This is a genomic window from Streptomyces sp. NPDC029041 (assembly GCF_040637515.1).
Lineage (GTDB): Bacteria > Actinomycetota > Actinomycetes > Streptomycetales > Streptomycetaceae > Streptomyces.
In genome coordinates, this window is sequence record NZ_JBEZWO010000003.1 from 173,340 (window position 1) to 199,163 (window position 25,824).

Here is a 25,824-nt window from a genome sequence, read left to right on the forward strand (position 1 = left end):
CCGTGATGATCGCTCGGGAGTCTACGGGAAGCGGACGGGGCGCTGCCGCCCGCTTCCCGTGCGGCGGCGGTCACCGCCGGCCGCGCAGCTCCCGGTACGTGGCGACCAGCGCCTGTGTGGAGGCGTCCAGGCCCTCGACCCCGGCGTCCCCGGTCAGCGCGGGCTCGACGCGCTTGGCGAGGACCTTGCCCAGCTCCACGCCCCACTGGTCGAAGGAGTCGATGTTCCAGACGGCGCCCTGCACGAACACCTTGTGCTCGTAGAGGGCGACCAACTGGCCGAGCACGGAGGGCGTCAGCTCGGGCGCGAGGACCGTGGTCGTCGGGTGGTCGCCCTTGAACGTCTTGTGCGGCACCAGTTCCTCCGGCACCCCCTCGGCCCGCACCTCCTCGGGGGTCTTGCCGAAGGCGAGCGCCTGCGTCTGGGCGAAGAAGTTGGCCATCAGCAGGTCGTGCTGCGCCTTCAGTTGCTCGCTCAGTTCCGCGACGGGCCGGGCGAAACCGATGAAGTCCGCGGGGATCAGCTTCGTGCCCTGGTGGATGAGCTGGTAGTAGGCGTGCTGCCCGTTGGTGCCCGGCGTGCCCCACACGACCGGACCCGTCTGCCATCCGACCTCACGCCCGTCCCGGCCGACGTACTTGCCGTTGGACTCCATGTCGAGCTGCTGGAGGTAGGCGGTGAACCTGGACAGGTAGTGGCTGTAGGGCAGCACCGCGTGCGACTGGGCGTCGTGGAAGTTGCCGTACCAGATGCCCAGCAGGCCCAGCAGCAGAGGCACGTTGGACTCGGCGGGCGCGGTCCGGAAGTGCTCGTCGACGATGCGGAACCCGTCGAGCATCTCCCGGAAGCGGTCCGGGCCGATGGCGATCATGAGGGCGAGGCCGATCGCCGAGTCGTACGAGTAGCGGCCTCCGACCCAGTCCCAGAACTCGAACATGTTGGCCGTGTCGATACCGAACTCGGCGACCTTATCGGCGTTCGTCGACAGCGCCACGAAGTGCTTGGCGACGGCGGCGTCGTCACCGAGCGCGTCCAGCAGCCAGGTGCGTGCGGAGGTGGCGTTGGTGACCGTCTCGATGGTGGTGAAGGTCTTGGAGGCGATGACGAACAGCGTCTGTTCCGGGTCCAGGTCCCGGACCGCCTCGTGCAGGTCGGCGCCGTCCACGTTGGACACGAAACGCACCGTCAGCGAGCGGTCCGTGAAGGCGCGCAGCACCTCGTAGGCCATGGCGGGGCCGAGGTCGGAGCCGCCGATGCCGACGTTGACGATGTTCCGGATCCGCTTGCCGGTGTGGCCGGTCCACTCGCCCGACCGCACCCGGTCGGCGAAGTCCGCCATCTTGTCGAGCACCGCGTGCACCTCGGGCACCACGTTCTCGCCGTCGACCTCGATCACCGCGTCCCGCGGGGCGCGCAGCGCGGTGTGCAGCACGGCCCGGTTCTCGGTGGTGTTGATCCTCTCGCCGCGGAACATGGCGTCGCGCAGCCCGAAGACGTCGGTGGCGGCGGCCAGTTCGCGCAGCAGGCGCAGGGTGTCGTCGGTGACGAGGTGCTTGGAGTAGTCGACGTACAGGTCGCCGACCCGGAGGGTGTACCCGGTGCCGCGGCCGGCGTCGGCGGCGAACAGCTCGCGCAACCGGACGTCGCCGAGCTCCTCGCGGTGCTTGGCCAGTGCCGTCCACTCGGGCATCTGATTGAGTCTGGTACGGCCGTCTGCGTTCATCTCGGACTTCAGCCTTCTTTCCTGTCCTGCCTGCGTACCTTGCCCCGCTGCCGGTCCCAACCTAGTTGATCAGCGCGTGGCGTCGGCTGTCGTGGCGCCGTCCCCCGGCTCGGCAACGGATACGTTCACCGTGCGCACGGGTATCAGCGCGATGACGGCGAGAACGAAGAAGGCGGCTGTGAGCAGGGGCGGGGTGCTGGGCCCCCAGGCGGCGGCGACGGCTCCGCCCAGCAGGGCACCGAGGGGAACTCCGGCGAAGGCCAGGGTCCGGAAGGCCGAGCTGACCCGGCCCAGGAGCCCTGCGGGACTGCGCTCCTGCATGAGCGTCGTCGTGTTGACGTTCCACACCATGCCCAGGAGCCCGAACACGGCCAGCGCGCCCACCAGTACGGTCAGGCTGCGCACGGTGCCCATGACGACGAGGAGGGCGGTCTGCACCGAGCCGGCGAGGAGCACCGACCGCAGTCGGCCGAGCCGTGCCACCAGCCGTCCGTTCACCACTCCCCCGGCCAGGCTGCCCAGGGTGAAGGCGGTGCCCGCCGCCGCGTATCCCGCGGGGCCGGCCCGCAGCCAGTCGGTGACGAGGACGACCAGCAGGGCGAGCATGGTGCCCATGCCGATGTTGCACAGTCCCGTGGCGGTGCACAGGGCGCGCAGGGCCCGGTCCCGCCACAGGGTGCGCAGGCCCTCGGCGATGTCCCGGCGCAGGGTGCTGCCCGCGGGTCTCGGCTCGCGGTCGGGTCCGGCGGCCGGCAGGGAGGCGATCAGCGCCGCGGCCACGAGGAAGGTCACGGCGTCGGCCGCGAAGGGCGCGGCGGTCCCGGCCGCCAGCAGCAGGGGCACGACGGGGCCGCCGAGCAGGCCTCCGGCGATGCGCTGACCGGTCATCAGCCGGGCGTTGGCGCTGCCCAGCGCCTCCCGGTCGACCAGGGCGGGCAACAGCGCCGTGGCAGCGTTGTCGAAGAGGGTCTGGAGGGTGGTGAGCGCGACGGCCAGCGCGATGAGCAGGCCGATCGAGGCATGTCCGAGCGCGACGGCCAGCGCGAAGACGGCCACCAGCAGCCCGCGCAGGGTCTCCACCGTCCACATGGCCCGCCGTTGGTCGACTCGGTCGGCGACGGCCCCGCCGAGCAGGCCGAAGACGATCCAGGGCAGATAACCGCACGCCGTGACGGACGCGATGAGCAGCGGATCGTCGGTCAGGGTGACGGCCAGCAGGGGCAGTGCGGCCGTGCGCAGCGCGTCGCCAAAGCTGGACAGCACGGCGGCCCCCCACAGCCGCCCGAAGCCACCGCGCCACGCGGGGGCGCGTACTCCCCCAGCCTCGACCGTCGCCACCGCTCCCCCTCATGGTTCGTCCGATGCACAAACCGTAGAGGGCACCACTGACAATCAGGCTGCGGTGAAGTCGGAGAGGCAGTTCCGGCCGGGCACCCGCTGGTGCCCGGCCGGTCTCGACGTCTAGATCTCGCCCCGCAGTTTGGCGAGCGCCTCCGCGAGGATGGCCTCGCCGTCCGCGTCGCTGCGCCGCTCCCGCACATACGCCAGGTGGGTCTTGTAGGGCTCGGTGCGCGGCGGGTCCGGCGGGTTGTCCCGGTCCTGGCCCGCCGGGAAGCCGCAGCGGGGACAGTCCCAGGTGTAGGGCACCTGCGCGTCGCTGGCGAAGCTCGGCTGGGTCTCGTGTCCGTTGGAGCACCAGAAGGAGATGCGCAGCCGCGGCGCGGACTCGCCGCGCTCGGCCTCGCCCATCGGCCCCGCCCCGACCCGGCTTCCCCGGATCGCGTTGCCACTTGCCACGGTCGTAACTCCCTGCGTGATGGTGCCGCGAAGCGAGTCGGCGTTCCGCTTCGCCGCGAGCGCCTCAGTCTACGTAAGGCCCAACGCGCGTCCAGTGATTGGAGTTACAACCCTCACACCTGGACGCAAGCCCCATGATAGGCCGCGCTCAGCTGCGCGTACCGAACATGGGGCTCTACGTACGAGTTCCGTGCGGCTTGCGGCTCGGTCAGTTGTTCACCTTCATCAGGATGCCGAGCACGACGATGCACGCGAACCACAGCAGACCGATCACGACGGTGATCCGGTCGAGGTTGCGCTCGGCGACCGAGGAGCCGCCGACGGAGGACTGCATGCCGCCACCGAACATGTCGGAGAGGCCGCCGCCCTTCCCCTTGTGCATCAGCACCAGCAGCATCAGCAGCAGGCTGAAGACGATCAGGGCGATCGAGAACCCCAAAACCACGGCTGGACCAACTTCCTCGGATTCGGATGACGACGCGGGGCCCAGCACAGCGCTGGACCCCGCAAGGGTACGACGGATCGCCGCTACCGCATACTCACTGGTCGCGGAAGCGCACGATCTTGACGAACTCGTCGGCGTCCAGCGAGGCGCCGCCGACCAGGGCACCGTCGATGTCGGCCTGGGCCATGATCTCCGCGACGTTGCCGGCCTTGACCGAGCCGCCGTACTGGATGCGGACCTTGTCGGCCAGGTCCTGCGAGTACAGCTCGGCGATCTTGCCGCGGATCGCCGCGCAGACCTCCTGGGCGTCCTCGGCGCCGCAGACCTTGCCGGTGCCGATGGCCCACACGGGCTCGTAGGCGATCACGACGGTCTCGGCCTGCTCCGCGGGGAGGTCCTTCAGGCCGCCCTCGACCTGGGCGAGGGTGTGGGAGACGTGGTTGCCCGCCTCACGGACCTCCAGCTCCTCGCCGACGCACAGGATCGGGGTCAGACCGTGCTTGTACGCGGCCTTGACCTTGGCGTTCACCAGCTCGTCGGTCTCTGCGTGGTACTGGCGGCGCTCGCTGTGGCCGATGGCGACGTACGTGCACTTCAGCTTGGCCAGCATGGGGCCGGAGATCTCGCCGGTGAAGGCACCGCCGTCGTGCGCCGAGATGTCCTGGGCACCGTACTTGATCTTGAGCTTGTCGCCGTCGACCAGGGTCTGCACCGAGCGCAGGTCGGTGAAGGGGGGCAGGACGGCGACCTCGACGGCCTCGTAGTCCTTGTCGGCCAGGGCGAAGGCGAGCTTCTGGACGTGCGCGATGGCCTCGAGGTGGTTGAGGTTCATCTTCCAGTTGCCCGCCATCAGCGGCGTGCGCGTGCTCATATGGGGTCAGTCCTCCAGTGCGGCGAGGCCGGGGAGCGTCTTGCCCTCGAGGTATTCGAGGGAGGCGCCGCCACCGGTCGAGATGTGGCCGAATGCGTTCTCGTCGAAGCCCAGGATGCGGACGGCGGCGGCGGAGTCGCCACCGCCGACCACGGTGAAGGCCTTCGAGTCGAGGAGTGCCTGGGCGACGGCCTTGGTGCCCTCGGCGAAATCGGGGTGCTCGAAGACGCCCATGGGGCCGTTCCAGAAGACGGTGGCGGCGTCGGTGATCTTCGAGGCGTAGAGCTTGCGGGACTCGGGGCCGATGTCCAGGCCCATCTGGCCGGCCGGCATCGCGTCCGCGGCGACCGTGCTGGGCCGGCCCGGGGCCTTGGTCTTGAGGTCCGGGAACTCCGGCGCGACCACGACGTCCACGGGCAGGACCAGCTCGACGCCGCTCTTCTCGGCGCGCTCGATGTACTCCCGGACGACCGGGAGCTGGTCCTCCTGGACCAGGGACGAGCCGATCTCGTGGCCCTTGGCCTTGAGGAAGGTGAAGACCATGCCGCCGCCGATGAGCAGGCGGTCGGCCTTGCCGAGCAGCTGGTCGATGACGGCGAGCTTGTCGGACACCTTGGCGCCGCCCAGGACGACGGCGTAGGGGCGCTTGACGTCGTCGGTGAGCTTCTTCAGGACGCCGACCTCGGTGGCGATGAGGTGGCCGGCGTAGTGCGGCAGGCGGGCCGGGAGGTCGAAGACGGAGGCGTGCTTGCGGTGCACCGCTCCGAAGCCGTCGCCGACGTAGAGGTCGGCGAGTGCGGCGAGCTGGTCGGCGAAGGCGCCGCGCTCGGCGTCGTCCTTGCTCGTCTCACCGGCGTTGAAGCGCAGATTCTCGACGACCGCCACCCGGCCGTCGGCCAGGCCGGCGACCGTGGCCTGGGCGGACTCGCCGACCGTGTCGGTCGCGAAGGCCACGTCCGACCCGAGGAGCTCACCGAGGCGCGCTGCGGCCGGGGCGAGGGAGAAGGCCGGGTCCGGGGCGCCCTTGGGGCGGCCCAGGTGGGAGGCGACGACGACCCGGGCGCCGGCGTCGGCGAGGGCCTTGACCGTGGGCAGCACGGCGCGGATGCGGCCGTCGTCGGTGATGCGCGTGCCGTCCAGGGGCACGTTCAGGTCGGCGCGGACGAAGACCCGCTTGCCCGCCACTGCCTCGGAGAGGAGTTCGTCGATCGTCTTCATAAAAGGGGACTCCTGAAAGAGCTCGTGATCGCTCGTAAGCGCTCGTGATCGAACAGCTCTGATCTGTACGTGCGTCAGGGCTCGGGCAGCGCGACCGCGCGCTGCCCGAGCCCTGCTCTCACACCGTGGTGCCTGACTATTCGATCAGAGCTGGTTACCGACGAAGACCGTGAGGTCGACGAGACGGTTGGAGTAGCCCCACTCGTTGTCGTACCAGCCGATGACCTTCACGTTCTTGCCCTCCTGGACCATGGTCAGGGAGGAGTCGAAGGTGCAGGACGCCGGGGCGTTCACGATGTCGGAGGAGACGATCGGGTCCTCGGTGTACTCGAGGATGCCCTTGAGCTCGCCCTCCGCAGCCTTCTGGAAGGCGGCGTTGACCTCTTCCTTGGTGACCTCGCGCCCGAGCTCCAGGACCAGGTCGGTGACCGAGCCGGTCGGGACCGGGACGCGCATCGCGATGCCGTCCAGCTTGCCCTTGAGCTGCGGCAGGACCAGCGCGGTGGCCTTGGCGGCGCCCGTGGTGGTCGGGATGATGTTCTCGGCGGCGGCACGCGCGCGACGCAGGTCCTTGTGCGGGAAGTCCAGGATGCGCTGGTCGTTGGTGTACGCGTGCACCGTCGTCATCAGGCCCTTGACGATGCCGAAGTTCTCGTCGAGGACCTTCGCCATCGGCGCCACACAGTTGGTGGTGCAGGAGGCGTTGGAGATGACGTGGTGGTTCGCCGCGTCGTACTTGTCCTGGTTGACGCCCATCACGATGGTGACGTCCTCGTCCTTGGCCGGAGCCGAGATGAGGACCTTCTTCGCGCCACCGGCGATGTGCTTCTCGGCGTCGGCCTTCTTGGTGAAGATGCCGGTCGACTCGATGACGATGTCGACGCCCAGCTCGCCCCACGGGATGTCGGCGGGGTTGCGCTCGGCCAGGACCTTGATCGTCTTGCCGTCGACCGTGATCGTGTCGGCGGTGTGGGTGACCTCCTGCTTGAGGCGGCCCAGGATCGTGTCGTACTTCAGCAGGTGGGCGGTGGTCGCGGTGTCACCCAGGTCGTTGACAGCCACGATCTCGATGTCTGCACCCTGCTCCAGGAGCGCGCGGAAGTAGTTACGACCGATGCGGCCGAAGCCGTTGATGCCTACGCGGATCGTCACGAACCGATCTCCTCGTTGGTACGCCGGCCATGAAGTGCCGGCGAGCTCTGTTTGGGATGTCCCCGACCGCCTACGACCCTACCTCCCTGGAGGGCCGCTGGTGACATCCAGATGCCTCATACACGGCAGGGCGGTCCGTACCCGCCAGTAGGGGTACGGACCGCCCACCGCCGCGAGCAAGATCACTCGATTTCGCTCCCTCACGGGTTCCCCGTTGACCAGGGAACTCACCCGTCGAGGGAAGCGAGTGCCTTCCTCATCAGCGCCGTCCGGTCGGCCGCCGTGGTGAGGTGCTCCAGGCCGAAGCCCAGCAGCACGGTGTCGTCCGTGGTGACCGCGCCGTACGTCTGGAACAGGGCGCCGGTGCGGGCCCAGTCCTTGAGGACGGCCGGGCTGCCCGGGGGCGGTCCGGCCACCTTCCAGGCCCCGAGCGAGGTCTCGAAGCCCTCGGTCTCCTTCGCCGTGCCGCCGACCACGAGCGAGGCGTCGTCGGCGAGGACGCCGCGACCACCGCTGCCCGGGTCGGTGACGTAGCCGAGGGAGAGCTCGACCGTCTTGCCGGCGTAGGCGCTCAGGTCGAAGTTCACCTGCTGCCAGCCGTTGGAGGCGCCGGTGAGGCTGTTCCACGTGCCGGTGGTGCCGGTCGCGGTGCAGCCGTCGGCCGCCACGGTCAGGTAGTGCTTCAGCCAGGGGTGCTCGTTGACGTAGAACCCGCCCTCGCACTCGGTCGGCACGACGGTCCTGGTCGCGCCGCCCGCCTCGGGAAGGGTCGTCCAGTCGTCGGCGCCCGCGGTGCGGGCCTCGACGATGGCGTGGTCGTAGCCGGGCTCGGTGTCCCAGAGCAGCTGGGTACGCAGGGTGGGCTTGTCGCCCCCGGTGACACCGGTGAGGTCCACGGTGCGGGTGAGGCGCTTGTAGGCGTCGTCGGTGTGGACGGCGGCGGCCATCGACGAGCCCGCGTACGGGCCGTAGGGGCTCGCCGCGCCGGCGAACCGCCCGGCGCCCTTGCTCGCGAACTGGGGGAACGTGTCGGGGCGCAGTTCGTCGGAGGTGACGCCGTAGGTGCCGGCCTTGTCCAGCGGGTTGCCGGGGGCGGCGCCCAGCGGGCCGGAGACGCCGCTCAGGTCGCCGGAGCCGGTGAAGCCGGTGGCCCCGGCGGTGGCGGTGCGGGTGTAGGCGCCCAGGTAGTACTGGCTGAAGTCGTTCGACAGCGCGCCGCCGCCCAGGTCGACGTTGCCGCCTGCCTGCTCACCGGCCTCGATCAGCCGGCCCCCCTCGTTGAGGTAGGCCCGCAGCTGGAGCTGGGTGGCGTTGCCCGGGACGCTCGCTCCCGTGTAGTGGACGACGGTGCCGAAGTGGCTCAGGACGCCCAGGGCGTCCGGAGCCCCTTGCCGGGCCACATCCCAGACGACGGCCTTGCGGCCGCTCGCCTTGAGCGCGTCCACGTACGTCTGTGCCTGCGTGGCGGTCGCACCCTCCTCGGCGATCACGAGGGTGTTCGCCCGGGGCCGCTCGGCGACGGTGTAGGTGAAGCGCTCGCTGGAGAGCTTCTTGCCGTTCTTCGCCTCACCGGTGAACCACACCTCGACCTTGTCGCCCGGCTCGCCGTCCTTGACCTTCGCCCGGTACTCGTCGAAGTAGAGGTTGTCCTCACCGCCGTAGGTCTCGCCGCCCTCCCAGGGCCTCAGCGCCATGTCCCACGTGCGGCCGCCGTTGACGCGGTACTTGAGCTCCTTGTCGCGCACAGACTTCCGTACGACGACGGAGACCTCCTGGTCGGCGCCGCGGGAGTACGAGGTGGTGAACGCGGCCGGGGTGAAGTCGGCGGCGCTCAGGCCGACCGACGAGGACGGCCGGTCGGGGTGTGCGGCGGACTCGGCGACGGAGAGCGCGAACGGGACGTTCTTGGCGTACTCCTGCTGGATCAGCTTCTCGTCGTCCGGGAAGGTGAAGACCGACTGGCAGTCGGAGGCCTTCCACTCGTCGTTCGGGTCCAGGTCCGAGACCGTCTGACAGGTCGACATCTCGGGGGTGAACATCGCCAGGCTGTTGACGTTGGCCGCGTGGCCGTCCGCTTCACCGTTGGTGGTGTACAGCTCGGAGGAGAGCTGCGGGTGGTATCCGGGGACCGCGGAGTTGCCGGGCGTGCCGGCGAGCGCCTCGTACACGACGTCGTCCGGAGTGTGCGTGGCCACCTGCCAGCCGACTCCATAGAGGATGAGTTCGGCGGCGGAGTGGTAGTTGATGCCGTAGGTGAAGCCGATCCGCTTCTGGAAGGCGTCCAGGGCCTTGGTCTCCGGCTCGGAGTTCGGGCCCGCCCCGCGGTAGGTCTGGCTGGTGGGGTTGGGGGACGAGCCCTCGTCGTCGTAACCCCACTTGTAGGCGAAGTTGCGGTTGAGGTCGACGCCGTCGCCGGTGGTGATGGCTCCGTCGCCGTTGACGTCCCGCAGGTTCTTGCGCCACTGGCGGTTGGCCGGGTCCGCGAAGGTGTAGTCGTAGCCGTCGGGGTTGGCCGACAGCAGGAACCACAGTTCGGTGGAGTCGACGATCTTCTTGACGCGCCGGTCCTTCTTGTAGTTGTCCAGGTAGTGGTGCATCAGACGCCGGGTCATCTCCGGCGTGATCCACTCGCGCGCGTGCTGGTTGGACATGTAGAGGACCGAGGGCTTGGAGCCGTCCTTCGTCTTCTTCGCGCCCTTGGTGAGCTTCAGCGCGAGGATGTCCTGGCCCTTGATCGTCTTGCCGATGGAGACGACCTTGGTGAGGGCCGGGTTCTCCTGGGCGGTGCGCAGGAGTTCCTCCCGCAGGCCGCCCTTGCCGCTGTACGGGCGGAACACGCCCTCGGCGGCGTCCTCGACGCGGTCCGCGGCGCGGGCGGAGACCTTGTGCTCGGTGAGGTCGACGCCCTGCTTCTCCAGCTTCTCGGCCTGCCGGTCCGTCAGATAGGCCTCGACGGTCGCGGTGCCCTTCTCGGGCACCCGCTCGCTCAGTTCGTGGCCGTCCTGGCCGGCGGCCAGCAGCAGGGGTACCTGCTTCTGGGTGACCTCGGCGCGGAACACCTTGACCTCGTCCGGGTCGGACGAGCTCTGACGTACCGGTTGTGCTTGGGCGATGGGTGCGAAGCTCGCTCCGCCGATCAGGAGCGCGCCGACAGCGAGGATCGATCTCGCTCTTCGTCTCATGAACCCCCCTAGCGTGGGTCCGCCACAGCAGCGAACAGATGCCAGGCTCATGACAGACCATGATCGAGTCAAGGGTGCCTCAGCGACACGCAAAAGCCGGTGCCGGTCACCCGAGTGGGCGCCGGTACCGGCTTTCTGACGTCGTGTGGGATCAGCCCACCAGGTTGTCGGCCAGTTCCTCGCTGAGGTTGGCCTCCGTGCCCGGGATGCCGAGGTCGGAGGCGCGCTTGTCGGCCATGGCCAGCAGGCGGCGGATCCGGCCGGCGACGGCGTCCTTGGTCAGCGGCGGGTCGGCGAGCGCGCCCAGCTCCTCGAGGGAGGCCTGCTTGTGCTCCATGCGCAGCCGGCCGGCGGCGGCGAGGTGCTCGGGCACGTCGTCGGCGAGGATCTCCAGGGCGCGCTGCACCCGCGCCCCGGCGGCGACGGCCGCGCGGGCCGAGCGACGCAGGTTGGCGTCGTCGAAATTGGCGAGCCGGTTCGCCGTGGCGCGCACCTCGCGGCGCATCCGGCGCTCCTCCCAGGCCAGCACCGACTCGTGCGCGCCGAGGCGGGTCAGCAGGGCGCCGATCGCGTCACCGTCGCGGACGACGACCCGGTCCACGCCGCGCACCTCGCGGGCCTTCGCAGGGATCTGGAGGCGCCGGGCGGCGCCGACCAGGGCGAGCGCGGCCTCGGGGCCCGGGCAGGTCACCTCCAGGGAGGACGAGCGGCCCGGCTCGGTGAGCGAGCCGTGCGCCAGGAACGCGCCACGCCAGGCGGCCTCGGCGTCGCAGGTGGCCCCCGAGACCACCTGCGGGGGCAGGCCGCGGATCGGGCGGCCCCGCCCGTCGACCAGGCCGGTCTGGCGGGCGAGCTGGTCGCCTCCCGCCACCACCCGCACCACGTAGCGCGAGCCTCTTCGCAGCCCGCCCGGAGCCATCACGATCAGCTCGGAGCCGTGGCCGAAGATCTCCAGGATGTCCCGCTTGAGACGACGGGCCGCCATGGCCGTGTCCAGCTCCGCCTCGATCACGATCCGACCGCTCACCAGGTGGAGGCCGCCGGCGAACCGCAGGATGGCGGAGACCTCCGCCTTTCTGCAGCAGGTCCGGGTGACGGGGAGCCGGGAGATCTCGTCCTTCACCGCTGCCGTCATCGCCATGGGCCGATCCTTCCATGCATCCGAAAAATACGGTCGTACGCGGCGGCCAACAGCTCCGGGTCGTGCCTCGGGGTCCCGTCGGGCCTGGCCACCGGCGCCAGCTCGACCGCGGCCCCGAACCGCTTGGCGGCATCGGTCAGGGAGTCACGGTCGGGCACGGCGGCCTCGTCGGCCAGCACCACGTCCAGGGCGAGTTTAGGGGCGTGTCGTCCCAAAACCTCCAAATGACGCTGCGGGGAGAAGCCCTCGGTTTCTCCGGGCTGCGGCGCGAGGTTCAGGGAGAGTACCCGGCGGGCCTTGGTCTGCGTGAGGGCGTCCAGCAGCTCGGGCACGAGCAGGTGCGGAATGACCGAGGAGAACCAGGAGCCGGGGCCCAGCACCACCCAGTCGGCGTCCAGGACGGCCTCGACCGCCTCGGGCACGGCCGGCGGGTCGTTCGGCACGAGGTGCACGGACTGCACCTCGCCGGGGGTGAGAGCGACGGTCGCCTGGCCCCGGACCGTGTCGACGTCCTCCGGGCGCTCCGGGTCATGGCCCTTGACCAGGGCCTGGAGCTCCAGCGGCACGGCGGACATCGGCAGCACCCGGCCCTGGGCGCCCAGCAGGCGCCCGACCAGGTCGAGGGCCTGGACGTGGTCGCCGAGCTGCTCCCACAGGGCGACGATCAGCAGGTTGCCGACCGCGTGCTCGTGCAGGTCGCCCTGGGACTGGAAGCGGTGCTGGATGACCCGGGCCCAGGTCTGGCCCCAGTCGTCGTCGCCGCACAGGGCGGCCAGCGCCTTGCGCAGGTCGCCGGGCGGCAGCACGCCCAGTTCGTCGCGCAGCCGGCCGCTGGAGCCGCCGTCGTCGGCCACGGTGACCACGGCGGTGAGATCGCCGGTGATCCGGCGCAGCGCGGCGAGCGACGCGGACAGGCCCATGCCACCGCCGAGTGCCACGACCTTGGGCTGGGTGCCCCGGCGGCGCGGTCTGCCGCCCCGGGCGTCGGCCGGCCGGCCGCTCCTGCCGCCGGGGCCGTCCTTGCCCTCGGGCACCACTCGGCGCAGCCGGCCCAGCCGCGGTGTACGCGGTGTCATTCGCGTCCCATGTCCCGGTGTACGACCACCGTCTCCACGCCCTCGGCGGCGAGCCGGGCGGCGAGCTTCTCCGACATGGCGACCGAGCGGTGCTTGCCGCCCGTGCAGCCCACGGCGATGGTCACGTAGCGCTTGCCCTCCCGGCGGTAACCGGTGGCGACCAGCTGGAGGAGCTCCGTGTAGCGGTCGAGGAACTCCTTGGCACCGGGCTGGTTGAAGACGTACCCGGAGACCTCCTCGTTGAGGCCGGTGAACGGGCGCAGCTCCGGGACCCAGTGCGGGTTCGGCAGGAAGCGGCAGTCGACGACGAGGTCGGCGTCGACCGGGAGGCCGTACTTGTAGCCGAACGACATGACCGTGGCCCGCAGCTCCGGCTCCTCCTCGCCGGCGAACTGGGCGTCCATCTTGGCCCGCAGCTCGTGGACGTTCAGGCTGGAGGTGTCGATCACCAGGTCGGCGTCGCCGCGCAGCTCCCGCAGCAGCTCGCGTTCGGCCGCGATGCCGTCGACGATGCGGCCGTCGCCCTGCAGGGGGTGCGGGCGGCGGACCGACTCGAAGCGGCGGACCAGGGCCTCGTCGGAGGACTCCAGGAAGACGATCCGCCGTGTGACGTTCTTCGCCTCCAGGTCGGCGAGGGACTCGCGGAGGTTGTCGAAGAAGCGGCGGCCGCGGACGTCGACGACGACGGCGATCCTCGCCACGTTGCCCTGGGAGCGGGCGCCGAGCTCCACCATGGTGGGGATCAGCGCGGGCGGCAGGTTGTCGACGACGAACCAGCCGAGGTCCTCCAGACACTTCGCGGCCGTGGAGCGACCGGCTCCGGACATGCCGGAGATGATCACCAGCTCGGGGATGGCCGCGTCCGGGACCGGCGCCTTGTCGTTGGGGGTGCCCGTACTCACCTGTGCTCCGTCTCCGGCTTGCTCGTGTTGCCCGTCGTGCTCGTTCACATTCATGTCTCCTGCCCCCGTCGTTCGTCCGGGGCGCCCGCTGCCACGGGTTCCCCACTGGAACCCATGGTGCCCGGTTCCTCTTCCATGATCTCTCCGGTCGCCGTGTTGACGGCGGGTGCGGCCGGAGCCGAGCGGGCGAGGGCCACGGCGATCGTCTCGGCCGTCTTGCGGCCTATGCCGGGGACCTCGCAGATCTGGTCGATCGTGGCGGACCGCAGTTTCTTCAACGAACCGAAGTGCTTCAGAAGTGCCTGCTTGCGTGCATCCCCGAGGCCGGGAACGTCGTCCAGGGGGCTGGAGCGGAAGCGCTTGGACCGCTTGGCGCGCTGGTAGGTGATCGCGAACCTGTGGGCCTCGTCACGGACACGCTGGAGCAGATACAGGCCCTCGCTGGTGCGCGGCAGGACCACCGGGTCGTCGTCGCCGGGCAGCCAGACCTCCTCCAGGCGCTTGGCGAGGCCGCACACGGCGATGTCGTCGATGCCGAGCTCGTCCAGGGCGCGCCGGGCGGCCGCGACCTGCGGGGCGCCGCCGTCGACGACCACGAGCTGGGGCGGGTAGGCGAATTTCCTGGGGCGGCCGTCGTCCTCGGTGGGGCCGGACCCGACGATCTCGCCCCTGCCGTCGATTTCGGGGGTGTCGAGGGCCTCGGGGGCCTCGGGGGTCTCGGGGGTCTCGGGGGTCTCGGGGGTCTCGGGGGTCCCGGCGTTCTCGCCGTCCGTCCACTCCCCCGTCTTCTCCTTCTCGGCGAGGTAGCGCCGGAAGCGCCGGGTGATCACCTCGTGCATGGAGCGGACGTCGTCCTGCCCGGCGAAGCCCTTGATCTGGAAGCGGCGGTACTCGCTCTTGCGGGCCAGTCCGTCCTCGAAGACGACCATGGAGGCCACGACGTCGTCTCCCTGGAGGTGGGAGATGTCGTAGCACTCGATCCTGAGCGGGGCGCTGTCCAGCTCGAGGGCGTCGGCGATCTCCTCCAGGGCACGTGAGCGCGTGGTCAGGTCGGAGGCGCGCTTGGTCTTGTGCAGCACGAGCGCCTGCTGGGCGTTGCGCTGCACGGTCTCCATGAGCGCCTTCTTGTCGCCGCGCTGCGGGATGCGCAGCGAGACGCCGGAGCCGCGCCGGCCGGTGAGCCACTCCTGGACCGGCTCGAGTGGGTCCGGCAGGGCGGGGACGAGGACCTCCTTGGGGACGGCGTCGCCGGTCTCCTCGCCGTACAGCTGTTGCAGGGCGTGCTCGACGAGGGCGCCGGTGGTGATCTCCTCCACCTTATCGGTGACCCAGCCGCGCTGGCCGCGCACGCGTCCGCCGCGTACGTGGAAGATCTGGACGGCCGCCTCCAGCTCGTCCTCGGCGACCGCGATCAGGTCGGCGTCGGTCGCGTCGGCGAGCACGACCGCGTTCTTCTCCATGGCCTTCTTCAGGGCCCCGATGTCGTCGCGCAGCCGGGCGGCCCGCTCGTACTCCATCTCGTCGGCCGCCTCCGCCATCTGCCTCTCCAGCCGGCGGATGTACGTGTTGGTCCGGCCGGTCATGAAGTCGCAGAACTCGTCGGCCAGTTCGCGGTGCTCCTCGGCGGAGATCCGGTCCACGCAAGGGGCCGAGCACTTGCCGATGTAACCGAGGAGGCACGGGCGGCCGGTGCGGGCGGCGTTCTTGAACACGCCCGCCGAGCAGGTGCGTACGGGGAAGACGCGCAGCAGCAGGTCGACGGTGTCGCGGATCGCCCACGCGTGCGCGTAGGGCCCGAAGTAGCGGACGCCCTTCTTCTTGTGACCGCGCATCACCTGCACGCGCGGGTACTCCTCGTTCATCGTCACCGCGAGGTAGGGGTAGCTCTTGTCGTCGCGGTACTTGACGTTGAACCGGGGGTCGTACTCCTTGATCCACGAGTACTCCAGCTGGAGCGCCTCGACCTCCGTGGACACCACCGTCCACTCCACGGACGCGGCCGTGGTGACCATGGAGCGGGTGCGCGGGTGCAGGCCCGCCAGGTCCTGGAAGTAGTTCGCCAGGCGCTGGCGCAGGCTTTTCGCCTTTCCGACGTAGATCACCCGGCGGTGCTCGTCACGGAACCTGTAGACCCCCGGCGAGTCGGGGATCTCACCCGGTTTGGGGCGGTAGCTGGAGGGGTCGGCCATGTCTCACACCCTACTGGCGAGCACCGACAGTCAGACGCCGCGGAGGGGCATGATCAGGGACCCGGCGGCAGGCAGTTTCCAACGGCATGGGCCGTGCGGGGGTTACGGCCCTCCGGGAGCGGGAATGTGGCTCACCCACGGCACACGGCGACGCCCGGCGGGCGGAGTCGGTGCCGGTGCAGGCACAGGTTGTCGGTGCGGAGCGGCCGTTTCCGGTGGGGAGCGGGCGGGCCACGGGTCGGAGGGCTGCGCAGATGAAGCGGATGCGGATCGAGAAAACCCGGCGGACGGTCCGTGCCCGCCGGTACGCGGACGACCCGTTCGCGCTGCCCGACGCCCTGGACCCGCGCGATCCCGACATCGTGCGGGCCAAGCGCCTGGCCCTGAGGGAACAGGGCGGAAGCGACCACTCCTAGCGGCACACGTCCATTGCGAACGCCCGGGGCGCACGCCCCGGGCGTTCGCATGTCCGGACCGAGCCGGCCGGCAGGACGTGGGTCACTGTCCGGCATCAGGTGTTGTCGGGGCCGGGTCAACACGCTTCAATGCGGGGGAACTCGGGCCCTGAACGACGGCGTACGGATGTGAAGACCTGCCCCGCGCCGGCGGGAGGGCCCCGCGCAAGCGGTCTGACCAGCCGTTGCCGACTCGGAGAAGAGGCCCCTGCATGCCGCACGCCCCACAGCACGCGGACGTCGCCACCGCGGAACTGGACTCGGCCCTGCGGGGCGGCCCCTTCCACGTCGCCCTGCGGGCCGCGATCGCCGCCCGCGGCCTGCCCCTGCAGCGCGTGCAGCACCATCTGTCCCGCCATGGTGTGAAGGTCGGCGTCACGAGCCTGAGTTACTGGCAGCAGGGGGCCCGGCGCCCGCAGCGCCCCGAGTCGCTGCGGGCGGTGCGCGCGCTGGAGGAGATCCTTCAGCTTCCCGAGGAGTCGCTGATCCGGCTGCTCGCCGAATCCGGGGAGAACCCTTCGGGGTCGCGGTCCGCCGCCCGCTCCTACCGCTCCCTCGTGGAGGCGTCCGGCGTCCTGGACCGTTTGCTGGCGGAGCTGGACTGCCCGCCGGACGGGGGCCTGCACTCCCTCGGCCACCACGAACGGCTGCGGATCGGAGCTCGGCGCGAGCTGGCCGAGCGGGAGTCGCACCACATCGTGCGCGCCCACCGGGACGGCATCGACCGTTTCGTCGCCGTCCACCACGGCGACCTCGGGGCCGCGCCGGAGCACATGCGGGTGCACGCCCTGGAGAACTGCCGCACCGGACGAGTCCGTTGGCACCGTGACACCGGGGTCCTCGCGGCCGAGTTGCTCTTCGACACCCGGCTGCGGGCCGGCGACACCTTCCTGTTCCGGTACGGCGTCGAGGACGGCACGGCGGGGCCGTCGTGCGAGTACGTGCGCGGCTTCGACTGCCCCGGCGGCCAGTACGCCCTCCAGGTGCGCTTCGACGCGGCAGCCCTGCCGGTGCGGTGCCACCGCTTCACCCAGCCCTCCGCGGCGGCGCCGCGCAGCGGATGCCAGGACCTGGCGCTGAGCGGCCGGCACCGGTCGGTGCACCTGGTCGAGCCCCGGGTACGGACGGGATTCCTCGGGATCGGCTGGGACTGGGAGTAGCCGGCCGTCCGGGCCGCGGAGGTGCCCCGGGGCGGTGGCCCGAGGCCGGGGAGCGGGGCCGTTCGGGCCCCGGGCGGGTCCCGTAGCGGTGGCCCGGGCCGCGGACCGGCGTAAACGATTGCGCAAACGTTTACGTGCGCCGCCGAGTGCGATACGTTCCCCGCCGGAAGCAGCAAAAGCAGTGGCAGCACCGGAGGGAACGTCCATGGCGACCATGGCCGATGTCGCGCGGAGCGCCGGTGTCTCCGTGGCCACGGTCTCGCATGTCCTGAACGGCACCCGGCCGGTGCTGCCGCACACCCGCCAGGCGGTGCTGGACGCCGTGGAGGAGCTCGGCTACACCACGAACACGCTGGCCCGTTCCCTGGTGACGGCCCGCACCCGCTCGATCGGGCTGGCGGTGTCGGCGATCAGCAACCCGTACTTCACGGAGATCCTCCAGGGTGTCGAGGCCGCCGCGCTGGACGCCGGATACAGCCTGCTGATCGCCGACCCGCACGACGACCCGGAGCACGAGTGCAAGGTCGTCCGGCTGCTGCACGAGCGCCGGGTCGACGGCATGATCGTCGCGCCCTCCGCCGATCCGCGCGGGCTGCTCGCCTACCTGGGGCGGCACGACGTACCGGCCGTGTTCCTGGACCGGCTGGTGGACACGCCCGGCACGGACGGCGGTCCGCTCTTCGACCAGGTGTGCGCCGACAACGCCGAGCCGGTGTCCCGGCTGGTCACCCATCTCGCTGGGCTCGGTCACCGGCGGATCGGTCTGGTGGCGGGGCGGCCGGGGCTCAGCACCACGAGCGAGCGGATCACCGGTTACCGCAGCGGCCTGGCGTTCGCGGGGCTGGCGTACGACGAGCGGCTGCTGGTGCACGGCGACTCCGAGTCCACGGGTGCCGAGCAGGCGACCGAGGCGCTGCTGTCGCTGGGTGTGCCGCCGACCGCGCTGGTCACCGGCAACAACGCCATGACCATCGGGGTGCTGCGTGCCCTGAGCGCGCACGGCCTGTCCGTCCCGGACGACATCGCCCTGTGCTGCTTCGACGACTTCGCCTGGGCGGATCTGTTCTCGCCCCGGCTCACCGCGATCGCCCAGCCCGGCAGGGACATCGGGGCCCGGGCCGTCCACGTGCTCCTGGAGCGTCTCGCCGAGCCGGGCCGGGCCGTCCGGACCGTGCGTCTGCCCTGCACCTTCGTCCACCGCACATCGTGCGGCTGTCCCAGCCCGTCCGAGGAAGGAACCCCGTCGTGATCGTCGTCGCCGGTGAGGCACTGATCGACCTGGTACCGCAGGGCACGGGTGCCCTGGCGGCGCTGCGGCCCGCACTCGGCGGCGGCCCGTACAACACGGCCGTGGCTCTGGGCCGCCTCGGCTCCCCCGCCGCCTTCTGCTCCAGGGTGTCGTCCGACGCCTTCGGACAGGCTCTGCTGGGCCGGCTGAGCGCGACCGGGGTCGACGTGTCCGCGGTGCAACGGGGCCCCGAGCCGACGACGCTCGCCGTCGCCACGGTCGGCGCGGACGGCTCGGCGGCGTACTCCTTCTACGTCGACGGGACGGCGGACCGGCTCTTCGAGGCGCCCTCCACGCTGCCGCCGGACACCCGGGCGGTGTCCTTCGGCACCTGCTCGCTGGTGCTGGAGCCGGGCGCGAGCGCGTACGAGGAGATGATGCGCCGCGCGGCCGCGCAGGGCGTGTTCACCGCTCTGGACCCGAACATCAGGGCCGGGCTGATCCCGGACGCGGACGCCTACCGGGCGCGGTTCAAGAGCTGGCTTCCCTCGGTGTCGCTGCTCAAGCTGTCCGTGGAGGACGCGGAGTGGCTCGGGGGTACCCCCCGCGAATGGCTGGCGTCCGGCCCGGCGGCGGTGGTGATCACCCGGGGCGGCGACGGGCTGACCGCCTTCACCGCCGATGGGGAGTACACGGTGCCGGGCGAACGCATCGAGGTCGTGGACACCATCGGAGCGGGCGACACGGTCAACGCGGCCCTGCTCCACGGGCTCGCGGAGCGCGACGCCCTCAGTGCACGGGCCCTGGCCGCACTGGGCCCGGAAGGCTGGACCGAGCTGCTGGGCTTCGCGGCCCGCGCGGCGGCGATCACCTGCTCACGGGCCGGAGCGGAACCGCCGTACGCCCACGAGCTGGGGGGCTGACACGGGCGGGACGCCTGGGTGCCCGGCCGGGCGTTTCAGCCGGTCTCCCCCGCCGCCACCGCGCGCAGTGCTCCGGGACGGCGGCCGTTGAGGCGGTCCAGGGCGGTGGCCGTGGCGTCGTCCGCGGGCAGGTGGATGACGAGGTGCTGCCCCTCGTCGGGAAGCGCGAGCGTCTCGCTCAGCAGCCGCAGGGAACCGGCCTGCGGGTGCTCGATGTGCTGGGATCCCGTCCGCCGCGGTGTCGCGGCCAGGTCGGCGAACCGGTCGGTGAAGTCGGCACCGGCCGTGACCGCCAGTTCGTCGGCCAGCTCGGCGAGGTAGGGGTCCCGCAGCGGGACACCGTGCCGGAGCCGGGCGACGAGATCGTCGGCGACCCGGTCCCAGTCGCGGTAGGCGCTGCGCGCCCGCTCGTCGGTGAACAGGTACCGGAGCAGGTTGGGCCGCTCGTCGTCGAGCAGGCCGAGCGGGCCGGCCAGGCGCTCGTACCCGGCCGTGTGGGCGAGGACGTCACCGATCCAGTTGACCACCAGCGCGGGAGCCGGCTCCAGGCGGTCCAGCACGGCCCGTACGGTGGGACGCGCCGCGCGGCTGAGCGGCGGGGCCGCCGCACAGACCAGCGGATCGCCGCCGTCCGCCTCCTTGGTCACGCGGCGCAGCAGCATCCGGTCGGTGAGGGAGAGGTTCAGGGCGTCGGCGAGTGCGCCGAGCACCTGCGCCGAGGGGTTGCGGTCGCGGCCCTGTTCCAGCCGGGTGAGGTACTCGACGCTGACGCCCGCGAGTGTGGCCAGCTCGGCGCGGCGCAGGCCCGGGGTGCGGCGTCGGGGGCCTGCGGGCAGACCCGCCTCGGCCGGGGTGACGGCTTCGCGCCAGGTGCGCAGGAACGTGCCCAACTCGTTGTCGCTCACCCGCCGAACGTACAGGGCGCGCGGGGGTGGAGGGTGGCCCCGTCACTACCAGGCTCCGGCCGGTCTCCCTCGCGGACGGCCCGGCCCTCAGGGTGGAGGGCATGACGAAGGACACCGCTCTCACCGCCCTGCCCCTGGCCCCGGGTCTGTGGACCCTCGATCCGTTCCACTCCTCCGTGAACTTCACCATCCGGCACCTGGGCATCGCCAAGGTGCGGGGGCGCTTCGAGCGCCTGGACGCCGAACTGTCCGTCGGTCAGCGGGTCGAGGACGTGCGGATCTCCGCGACCGTCGACCTGGCCTCGATCGACACCGGCAACGCCGACCGGGACGCGCACGTCCGCGCCTCCGACCTGCTGGACGTGGCGAAGCGCCCGACGATGACGTACCGCTCGACGCGGGTGTCGGGCGAGGGTGAGGACTGGACCATGGAGGGTGAGCTGACGATCGGTGACGTGACCCGGCCGGTGACGCTCGCGGTGGAGTTCGGCGGGCTCGTCGAGGTGCCCATGGACGGCAGCCGGCACGCCGGGTTCGAGGCGACGGGCGAGATCCGGCGCGGGGAGTTCGGACTGGACTTCGCCCCCGGTCTGCTCGGTGACGTGGTCAAGATCCAGCTCGACATGCAGTTCGTGGAACCGAAGGAGAACGCCTGAGGGCGCGTCGAATGCGCCGGGCCCCGCAGGACGTTGCCTGCGGGGCCCGGCGCGTTCGGCGCATACGGCCCTCGGTGGTGGATCTCAGCCCTTGCTGGACCGGGTCGTCTTCTTCGCGGCCGTCTTGGTGGTCCTGGCCGCCGTCTTCTTGGCGGCGCTCGTGTCCGTGACCTTCTTGGTGGCGGTCTTGCGGGCCGAAGCCGTCTTGGCCGCCGCGACCGTCTTGCGGGCCGTCGTCTTGCGCGGCGCCTTCACCGAGGACGCGTCGCTGACGCGGTCCGCGCCGAGGACCTCCCGAAGGAACTTGCCGGTGTGGCTGGCGGGGACCCCGGCCACCTGCTCGGGCGTGCCCTCGGCGACGACCAGACCGCCGCCGGCGCCGCCTTCGGGGCCCATGTCGACGATCCAGTCGGCGGTCTTGATCACGTCGAGGTTGTGCTCGATGACGATGACCGTGTTGCCCTTGTCGACCAGTCCGGACAGGACCGTCAGCAGCTTGCTGATGTCCTCGAAGTGCAGGCCGGTGGTCGGCTCGTCCAGGACGTAGACCGTGCGGCCGGTGGAGCGCTTCTGCAGTTCGCTGGCGAGCTTGACGCGCTGCGCCTCACCGCCGGACAGGGTGGTCGCCGCCTGGCCGAGGCGGACGTAGCCGAGGCCGACGTCCTTCAGCGTGTTCAGGTGCCGGGCGATCGCCGGGACCGCCTCGAAGAAGGAGGTGGCCTCCTCGATCGGCATGTTCAGCACCTCGGCGATGGACTTGCCCTTGTAGTGGACCTCCAGGGTCTCCCGGTTGTAGCGGGCGCCGTGGCAGACCTCGCACGGGACGTAGACGTCCGGGAGGAAGTTCATCTCGATCTTGATGGTGCCGTCGCCCGCGCAGTTCTCGCAGCGGCCGCCCTTGACGTTGAAGGAGAAGCGGCCGGGCAGGTAGCCCCGGACCTTCGCCTCAGTGGTCTCGGCGAACAGCTTGCGGATGTGGTCGAAGACGCCGGTGTAGGTGGCCGGGTTGGAGCGGGGGGTGCGGCCGATGGGTGACTGGTCCACGTGCACGACCTTGTCGACGAGGTCGTCGCCGTCCACGCGCGTGTGCCGCCCGGGTACGCTCCGCGCGCCGTTCAGCTCGCGGGCCAGGTGCGTGTAGAGGATGTCGTTGACCAGCGTCGACTTGCCGGAGCCGGAGACGCCGGTGACGGCGGTGAAGACGCCCAGGGGGAACGAGACGTCGATGTCCTGGAGGTTGTTCTCCCGGGCGCCGTGCACGGTGAGCTGCCGGGACGGGTCCAGCGGCCGGCGGATGTCGGGCAGCGGGATGGCCTTCTTGCCGGACAGGTACTGACCGGTCTGCGACTCGGCGTTGGCGAGCAGCTCCTTCAGGGAGCCGCTGTGCACGACCTTGCCGCCGTGCTCACCGGCGCCGGGGCCGATGTCGACGATCCAGTCGGCGGTCTTGATGGTGTCCTCGTCGTGCTCGACGACGATGAGGGTGTTGCCCATGTCGCGCAGCCGGACCAGGGTCTCGATCAGCCGGTGGTTGTCGCGCTGGTGCAGGCCGATGGACGGCTCGTCGAGGACGTACAGCACGCCGACCAGGCCCGAGCCGATCTGGGTGGCGAGGCGGATGCGCTGGGCCTCGCCGCCGGACAGGGTGCCGGCCGCGCGGTTCAGCGAGAGGTAGTCCAGGCCGACGTCGACCAGGAACCGCAGCCGCTCATTGACCTCCTTCAGCACGCGCTCGGCGATCTTCTTGTCGCGGGCGGTGAGCTTCAGCTCGCCCAGGAAGTCCGCGCAGTCGCTGATCGACATCGCGGAGACCTCGGCGATGGACTTGTCCATGATCGTGACCGCGAGGACGATCGGCTTCAGGCGCGTGCCCTCACAGGTCGGGCAGGGCACCTCGCGCATGTAGCCCTCGAAGCGCTCACGGCTGGAGTCGCTCTCGGCCTCGCTGTGCCGGCGCTTGACGAAGGGGACGGCGCCCTCGAAGGCCGTGGTGTAGCGGCGCTCGCGGCCGTAGCGGTTGCGGTAGCGGACCTCCACCTGGGTCTTGTGGCCGTGCAGGAGGGCCTTCTTGGCGCGCTGCGGCAGGCCGCCGAAGGGGATGTCCGTGCGGAAGCCCAGCGCGTCGGCGAGGGCGCCGATCAGCCGGCCGAAGTAGTCCTTGGTGTGGCCGTGCGACCAGGGGTGGATGGCGCCTTCGTCGAGGCTCTTGTCCGGGTCGGGGACGATCAGCTCCGGGTCGACCTCCATGCGCGTACCGATGCCGGTGCAGTCGGGGCAGGCGCCGAAGGGCGAGTTGAAGGAGAAGGAGCGGGGCTCCAGCTCCTCGAAGGACAGATCGTCGTACGGGCAGTAGAGGTGCTCCGAGAACATGCGCTCGCGCTCGGGGTCGTCCTCGGGGAGGTCGACGAAGTCGAGTACGACCATGCCGCCGGACAGACCGAGGGCGGTCTCCACGGAGTCGGTGAGGCGGCGCTTGGCGCCGTCCTTGACCGTGAGGCGGTCGACGACCACCTCGATGGTGTGCTTCTCCTGCTTCTTCAGCGTGGGCGGGCTCGACAGCTGGATCGTCTCGCCGTCCACCCGCGCGCGGGAGTAGCCCTTGGTCTGGAGGTCGGCGAAGAGGTCGACGAACTCGCCCTTGCGCTCGCGCACCAGCGGCGACAGCACCTGGAAGCGGCTGCCCTCCGGGAGCTCCAGGACCCTGTCGACGATGGCCTGGGGCGACTGGCGGGAGATCGGGCGGCGGCACTGCGGGCAGTGCGGCTTGCCGATGCGCGCGAAGAGCAGCCGCAGGTAGTCGTAGACCTCGGTGATGGTGCCGACCGTGGAGCGCGGGTTGCGCGAGGTCGACTTCTGGTCGATGGAGACCGCCGGGGACAGACCCTCGATGAAGTCGACGTCCGGCTTGTCCATCTGGCCGAGGAACTGCCGGGCGTACGAGGAGAGGGACTCCACGTAGCGCCGCTGCCCCTCCGCGAAGATGGTGTCGAAGGCCAGCGAGGACTTGCCCGACCCCGACAGGCCCGTGAAGACGATGAGCGAGTCGCGCGGGAGGTCGAGCGAGACGTTCTTGAGGTTGTGCTCGCGCGCTCCACGAACGATGAGACGGTCGGCCACGCCGGTCCGCACCTTTCTTGAGAGAAGTGACAGGGGCGGGGCCCCCGTCTTTCTCAGACTAGGGGGAGCCACTGACAACGCCGGTCGGATTCACGGGTTGCCAACAAACCCCAGCTCTCCAGCATGCCCGACGCCACGCCCGACCATATAGCACGTGCTTTCGATTTACGGCACTGCTTCACCACCTTCACCCGAAGGAGTGGCGAAGCTAGGGTCAGCACCATGATTGATCACGCTCATGACCTGGCGTCTGTACGGGACGCGACGGAGCGGCTGCTGACCGCAGTCGGCAAACTGGACAACGCGTCTGTGACGCAGCCGTCACGGCTGCCCGGCTGGAGCCGTGGCCATGTCCTGGCCCACCTGGCGCGCAACGCCGATGCCCTGGTGAACGTGCTCGAAGGGCGCCCCATGTACGTCTCCGGCAAGGCCCGGGACACCGACATCGAGCGGGACGCCCCCCGCGCCCTCGACGTCCAGCTCGCCGACCTGCGCGAGAGCGCGGCCCGCTTCCAGGAGGCCGGGGACGCTCCCGCCGACTGGTCGCGCACGGTGGAGCTGCGCAACGGGGTCACGGACTCCGCGTCCCGGGTGCCGTTCCGGCGGTGGGTGGAGGTGGAGCTGCACCACGTGGACCTGGGGATCGGATACGAGCTGGAGGATCTTCCGGAGGACTTCACCGAGCGGGAGATCGACTTCCTGGCCGACCGGTTCACCGGGCACCCCGACGTCCCGGCCACCCGCGTCACGGACGGCACGCGCGCGTGGAGCACCGGACGGAAGCCGGGCGGGCAGGGGCCCGAGGTGACCGTCACGGGTCCGGTGGCCGATCTGCTGGGCTGGCTCGCGGGCCGCCGCGACGGATCCGCGCTGGCCTCGTCCGGCGGCCCGCTCCCGGCGCTGCCCCCGCTATAGGCTGGCGGACATGACGTACAGCGGAGAGGTGACGGTCGGCGGACCGGCCGATGTGCACGAGCTCAAGGACCTGATGATCACCAAGATCGCGGTGGGTCCGATGAACAACAACGCCTATCTGCTGCGCTGCCGGGCCACGGACGAGCAGGTGCTGATCGACGCCGCGAACGAGGCGGACACGCTGCTCGGCATGATCGGTGGCGACGGCATCGCGTCCGTCGTCACCACCCACCGGCACGGCGACCACTGGCAGGCGCTCGCCGAGGTCGTGGCCGCCACCGGTGCCCGCACCCACGCGGGCCGGGAGGATGCCGAGGGCATCCCGGTACGGACCGACGTGCCGGTCGACGACGGCGACACCATCCGGGTGGGGCGGGTGGAACTGACCGCGCGCCACCTCGTCGGGCACACGCCCGGCTCGATCGCCCTCGTCTACGACGATCCGCACGGCCACCCCCATGTGTTCACCGGGGACTGCCTGTTCCCGGGAGGGCCTGGGCGGACAACACGTCCCGAGGACTTCGCGTCGTTGATGTCGGGCCTGGAGGCGAAGGTCTTCGTACTCCCGGACGAGACCTGGATCTACCCGGGCCACGGCAACGACACCACGCTCGGTGCCGAGCGGCCTCACCTCGGGGAGTGGCACAAGCGGGGCTGGTAGGTCGGCGGCATCGCCGCCCCGGTGCTCTCAAGGACATAGCCGCGTCTGTGGCAGTCGGCCGGAGCCGGTAGCCACCGCACAAAAGCGGTCGGCCGAAGGGCCCCGCAC

The 25,824-nt window shown here is 70.8% G+C and carries 21 protein-coding genes; 7 read left to right on the forward strand and 14 right to left on the reverse strand.

What is annotated here, in order from left to right; all coding sequences use genetic code 11:
- Positions 1 to 70: 70 nt before the first annotated feature.
- The 12 genes from pgi to uvrC form a co-directional block, all read right to left on the reverse strand.
- Positions 71 to 1,723 (reverse strand): glucose-6-phosphate isomerase, encoded by a 1,653-nt coding sequence (pgi, locus tag AB0F04_RS08055; RefSeq protein WP_362039011.1) that lies wholly within the window; start codon positions 1,721 to 1,723, stop codon positions 71 to 73.
- A gap of 69 nt (positions 1,724 to 1,792) precedes the next feature.
- Positions 1,793 to 3,061: an MFS transporter gene (locus AB0F04_RS08060; RefSeq protein WP_362039012.1), complete on the reverse strand. Its 1,269-nt coding sequence runs from the start codon at positions 3,059 to 3,061 to the stop codon at positions 1,793 to 1,795.
- A 123-nt stretch (positions 3,062 to 3,184) separates the two neighbouring features.
- Positions 3,185 to 3,520 carry an RNA polymerase-binding protein RbpA gene (locus AB0F04_RS08065; RefSeq protein WP_362039014.1) on the reverse strand — a complete coding sequence of 112 codons (336 nt, stop codon included), beginning with the start codon at positions 3,518 to 3,520 and terminating at the stop codon, positions 3,185 to 3,187.
- A gap of 208 nt (positions 3,521 to 3,728) precedes the next feature.
- Complete coding sequence (gene secG / locus AB0F04_RS08070) at positions 3,729 to 3,965, reverse strand: preprotein translocase subunit SecG (protein ID WP_094052663.1); 237 nt, start codon at positions 3,963 to 3,965, stop codon at positions 3,729 to 3,731.
- Between the two features lie 94 nt (positions 3,966 to 4,059).
- Positions 4,060 to 4,836, reverse strand: coding sequence for a triose-phosphate isomerase (gene tpiA, locus AB0F04_RS08075; protein ID WP_362039016.1), 777 nt, complete (start codon positions 4,834 to 4,836; stop codon positions 4,060 to 4,062).
- Positions 4,837 to 4,842: 6 nt separating this feature from the next.
- Positions 4,843 to 6,054: a phosphoglycerate kinase gene (locus tag AB0F04_RS08080; RefSeq protein WP_362039017.1), complete on the reverse strand. Its 1,212-nt coding sequence runs from the start codon at positions 6,052 to 6,054 to the stop codon at positions 4,843 to 4,845.
- A gap of 144 nt (positions 6,055 to 6,198) precedes the next feature.
- Positions 6,199 to 7,206, reverse strand: a complete 1,008-nt coding sequence (gene gap, locus AB0F04_RS08085; RefSeq protein ID WP_362039019.1) for a type I glyceraldehyde-3-phosphate dehydrogenase — start codon at positions 7,204 to 7,206, stop codon at positions 6,199 to 6,201.
- A gap of 227 nt (positions 7,207 to 7,433) precedes the next feature.
- Entirely contained in the window at positions 7,434 to 10,388 is a 2,955-nt protein-coding gene (locus AB0F04_RS08090) for a M14 family zinc carboxypeptidase (protein WP_362039020.1), read from the reverse strand.
- A gap of 151 nt (positions 10,389 to 10,539) precedes the next feature.
- Positions 10,540 to 11,529 carry a DNA-binding protein WhiA gene (whiA, locus tag AB0F04_RS08095; RefSeq protein ID WP_362039022.1) on the reverse strand — a complete coding sequence of 330 codons (990 nt, stop codon included), beginning with the start codon at positions 11,527 to 11,529 and terminating at the stop codon, positions 10,540 to 10,542.
- On the reverse strand, positions 11,520 to 12,605 hold the full coding sequence (gene yvcK, locus AB0F04_RS08100) for a uridine diphosphate-N-acetylglucosamine-binding protein YvcK (RefSeq protein ID WP_362039024.1): 1,086 nt from the start codon (positions 12,603 to 12,605) through the stop codon (positions 11,520 to 11,522). The genes whiA and yvcK overlap by 10 nt, the downstream gene beginning before the upstream one ends.
- A complete protein-coding gene (gene rapZ, locus AB0F04_RS08105; protein ID WP_362039026.1) occupies positions 12,602 to 13,561 on the reverse strand; it encodes an RNase adapter RapZ in 960 nt (319 codons plus the stop codon). The genes yvcK and rapZ overlap by 4 nt, the downstream gene beginning before the upstream one ends.
- The gene (uvrC, locus tag AB0F04_RS08110) at positions 13,558 to 15,696 is read right to left on the reverse strand and encodes an excinuclease ABC subunit UvrC (RefSeq protein ID WP_362039028.1); all 2,139 of its coding nucleotides are present in this window, start codon (positions 15,694 to 15,696) and stop codon (positions 13,558 to 13,560) included. Before uvrC ends, rapZ begins: the two co-directional genes overlap by 4 nt.
- Before the next feature lie 263 nt (positions 15,697 to 15,959).
- Between uvrC and AB0F04_RS08115 the strand changes: the two genes are divergently transcribed.
- The 4 genes from AB0F04_RS08115 to AB0F04_RS08130 all read left to right on the forward strand — a co-directional run bounded on the left by AB0F04_RS08115 (position 15,960) and on the right by AB0F04_RS08130 (position 19,462).
- On the forward strand, positions 15,960 to 16,112 hold the full coding sequence (locus tag AB0F04_RS08115) for a hypothetical protein (protein WP_352095333.1): 153 nt from the start codon (positions 15,960 to 15,962) through the stop codon (positions 16,110 to 16,112).
- A 251-nt stretch (positions 16,113 to 16,363) separates the two neighbouring features.
- A complete protein-coding gene (locus AB0F04_RS08120; protein ID WP_362039030.1) occupies positions 16,364 to 17,311 on the forward strand; it encodes a hypothetical protein in 948 nt (315 codons plus the stop codon).
- 205 nt (positions 17,312 to 17,516) lie between these two features.
- Positions 17,517 to 18,560, forward strand: a complete 1,044-nt coding sequence (locus AB0F04_RS08125; protein ID WP_362039032.1) for a LacI family DNA-binding transcriptional regulator — start codon at positions 17,517 to 17,519, stop codon at positions 18,558 to 18,560.
- A complete protein-coding gene (locus AB0F04_RS08130; RefSeq protein WP_362039034.1) occupies positions 18,557 to 19,462 on the forward strand; it encodes a carbohydrate kinase in 906 nt (301 codons plus the stop codon). Before AB0F04_RS08125 ends, AB0F04_RS08130 begins: the two co-directional genes overlap by 4 nt.
- 35 nt (positions 19,463 to 19,497) lie before the next feature.
- Here AB0F04_RS08130 and AB0F04_RS08135 read toward each other — a convergent pair whose 3' ends face one another.
- The gene (locus AB0F04_RS08135; RefSeq protein WP_362039035.1) at positions 19,498 to 20,367 is read right to left on the reverse strand and encodes a helix-turn-helix domain-containing protein; all 870 of its coding nucleotides are present in this window, start codon (positions 20,365 to 20,367) and stop codon (positions 19,498 to 19,500) included.
- 101 nt (positions 20,368 to 20,468) lie between these two features.
- Here AB0F04_RS08135 and AB0F04_RS08140 point away from each other — a divergent pair, with 101 nt between their 5' ends.
- On the forward strand, positions 20,469 to 21,023 hold the full coding sequence (locus AB0F04_RS08140) for a YceI family protein (RefSeq protein WP_362039037.1): 555 nt from the start codon (positions 20,469 to 20,471) through the stop codon (positions 21,021 to 21,023).
- An 84-nt stretch (positions 21,024 to 21,107) separates the two neighbouring features.
- Here AB0F04_RS08140 and uvrA read toward each other — a convergent pair whose 3' ends face one another.
- On the reverse strand, positions 21,108 to 24,140 hold the full coding sequence (gene uvrA / locus AB0F04_RS08145; protein ID WP_362039039.1) for an excinuclease ABC subunit UvrA: 3,033 nt from the start codon (positions 24,138 to 24,140) through the stop codon (positions 21,108 to 21,110).
- A 222-nt stretch (positions 24,141 to 24,362) separates the two neighbouring features.
- Here uvrA and AB0F04_RS08150 point away from each other — a divergent pair, with 222 nt between their 5' ends.
- Positions 24,363 to 25,055 (forward strand): maleylpyruvate isomerase family mycothiol-dependent enzyme, encoded by a 693-nt coding sequence (locus tag AB0F04_RS08150; protein WP_362039042.1) that lies wholly within the window; start codon positions 24,363 to 24,365, stop codon positions 25,053 to 25,055.
- Between the two features lie 10 nt (positions 25,056 to 25,065).
- Positions 25,066 to 25,716: an MBL fold metallo-hydrolase gene (locus AB0F04_RS08155; RefSeq protein WP_362039043.1), complete on the forward strand. Its 651-nt coding sequence runs from the start codon at positions 25,066 to 25,068 to the stop codon at positions 25,714 to 25,716.
- Positions 25,717 to 25,824: the final 108 nt, after the last annotated feature.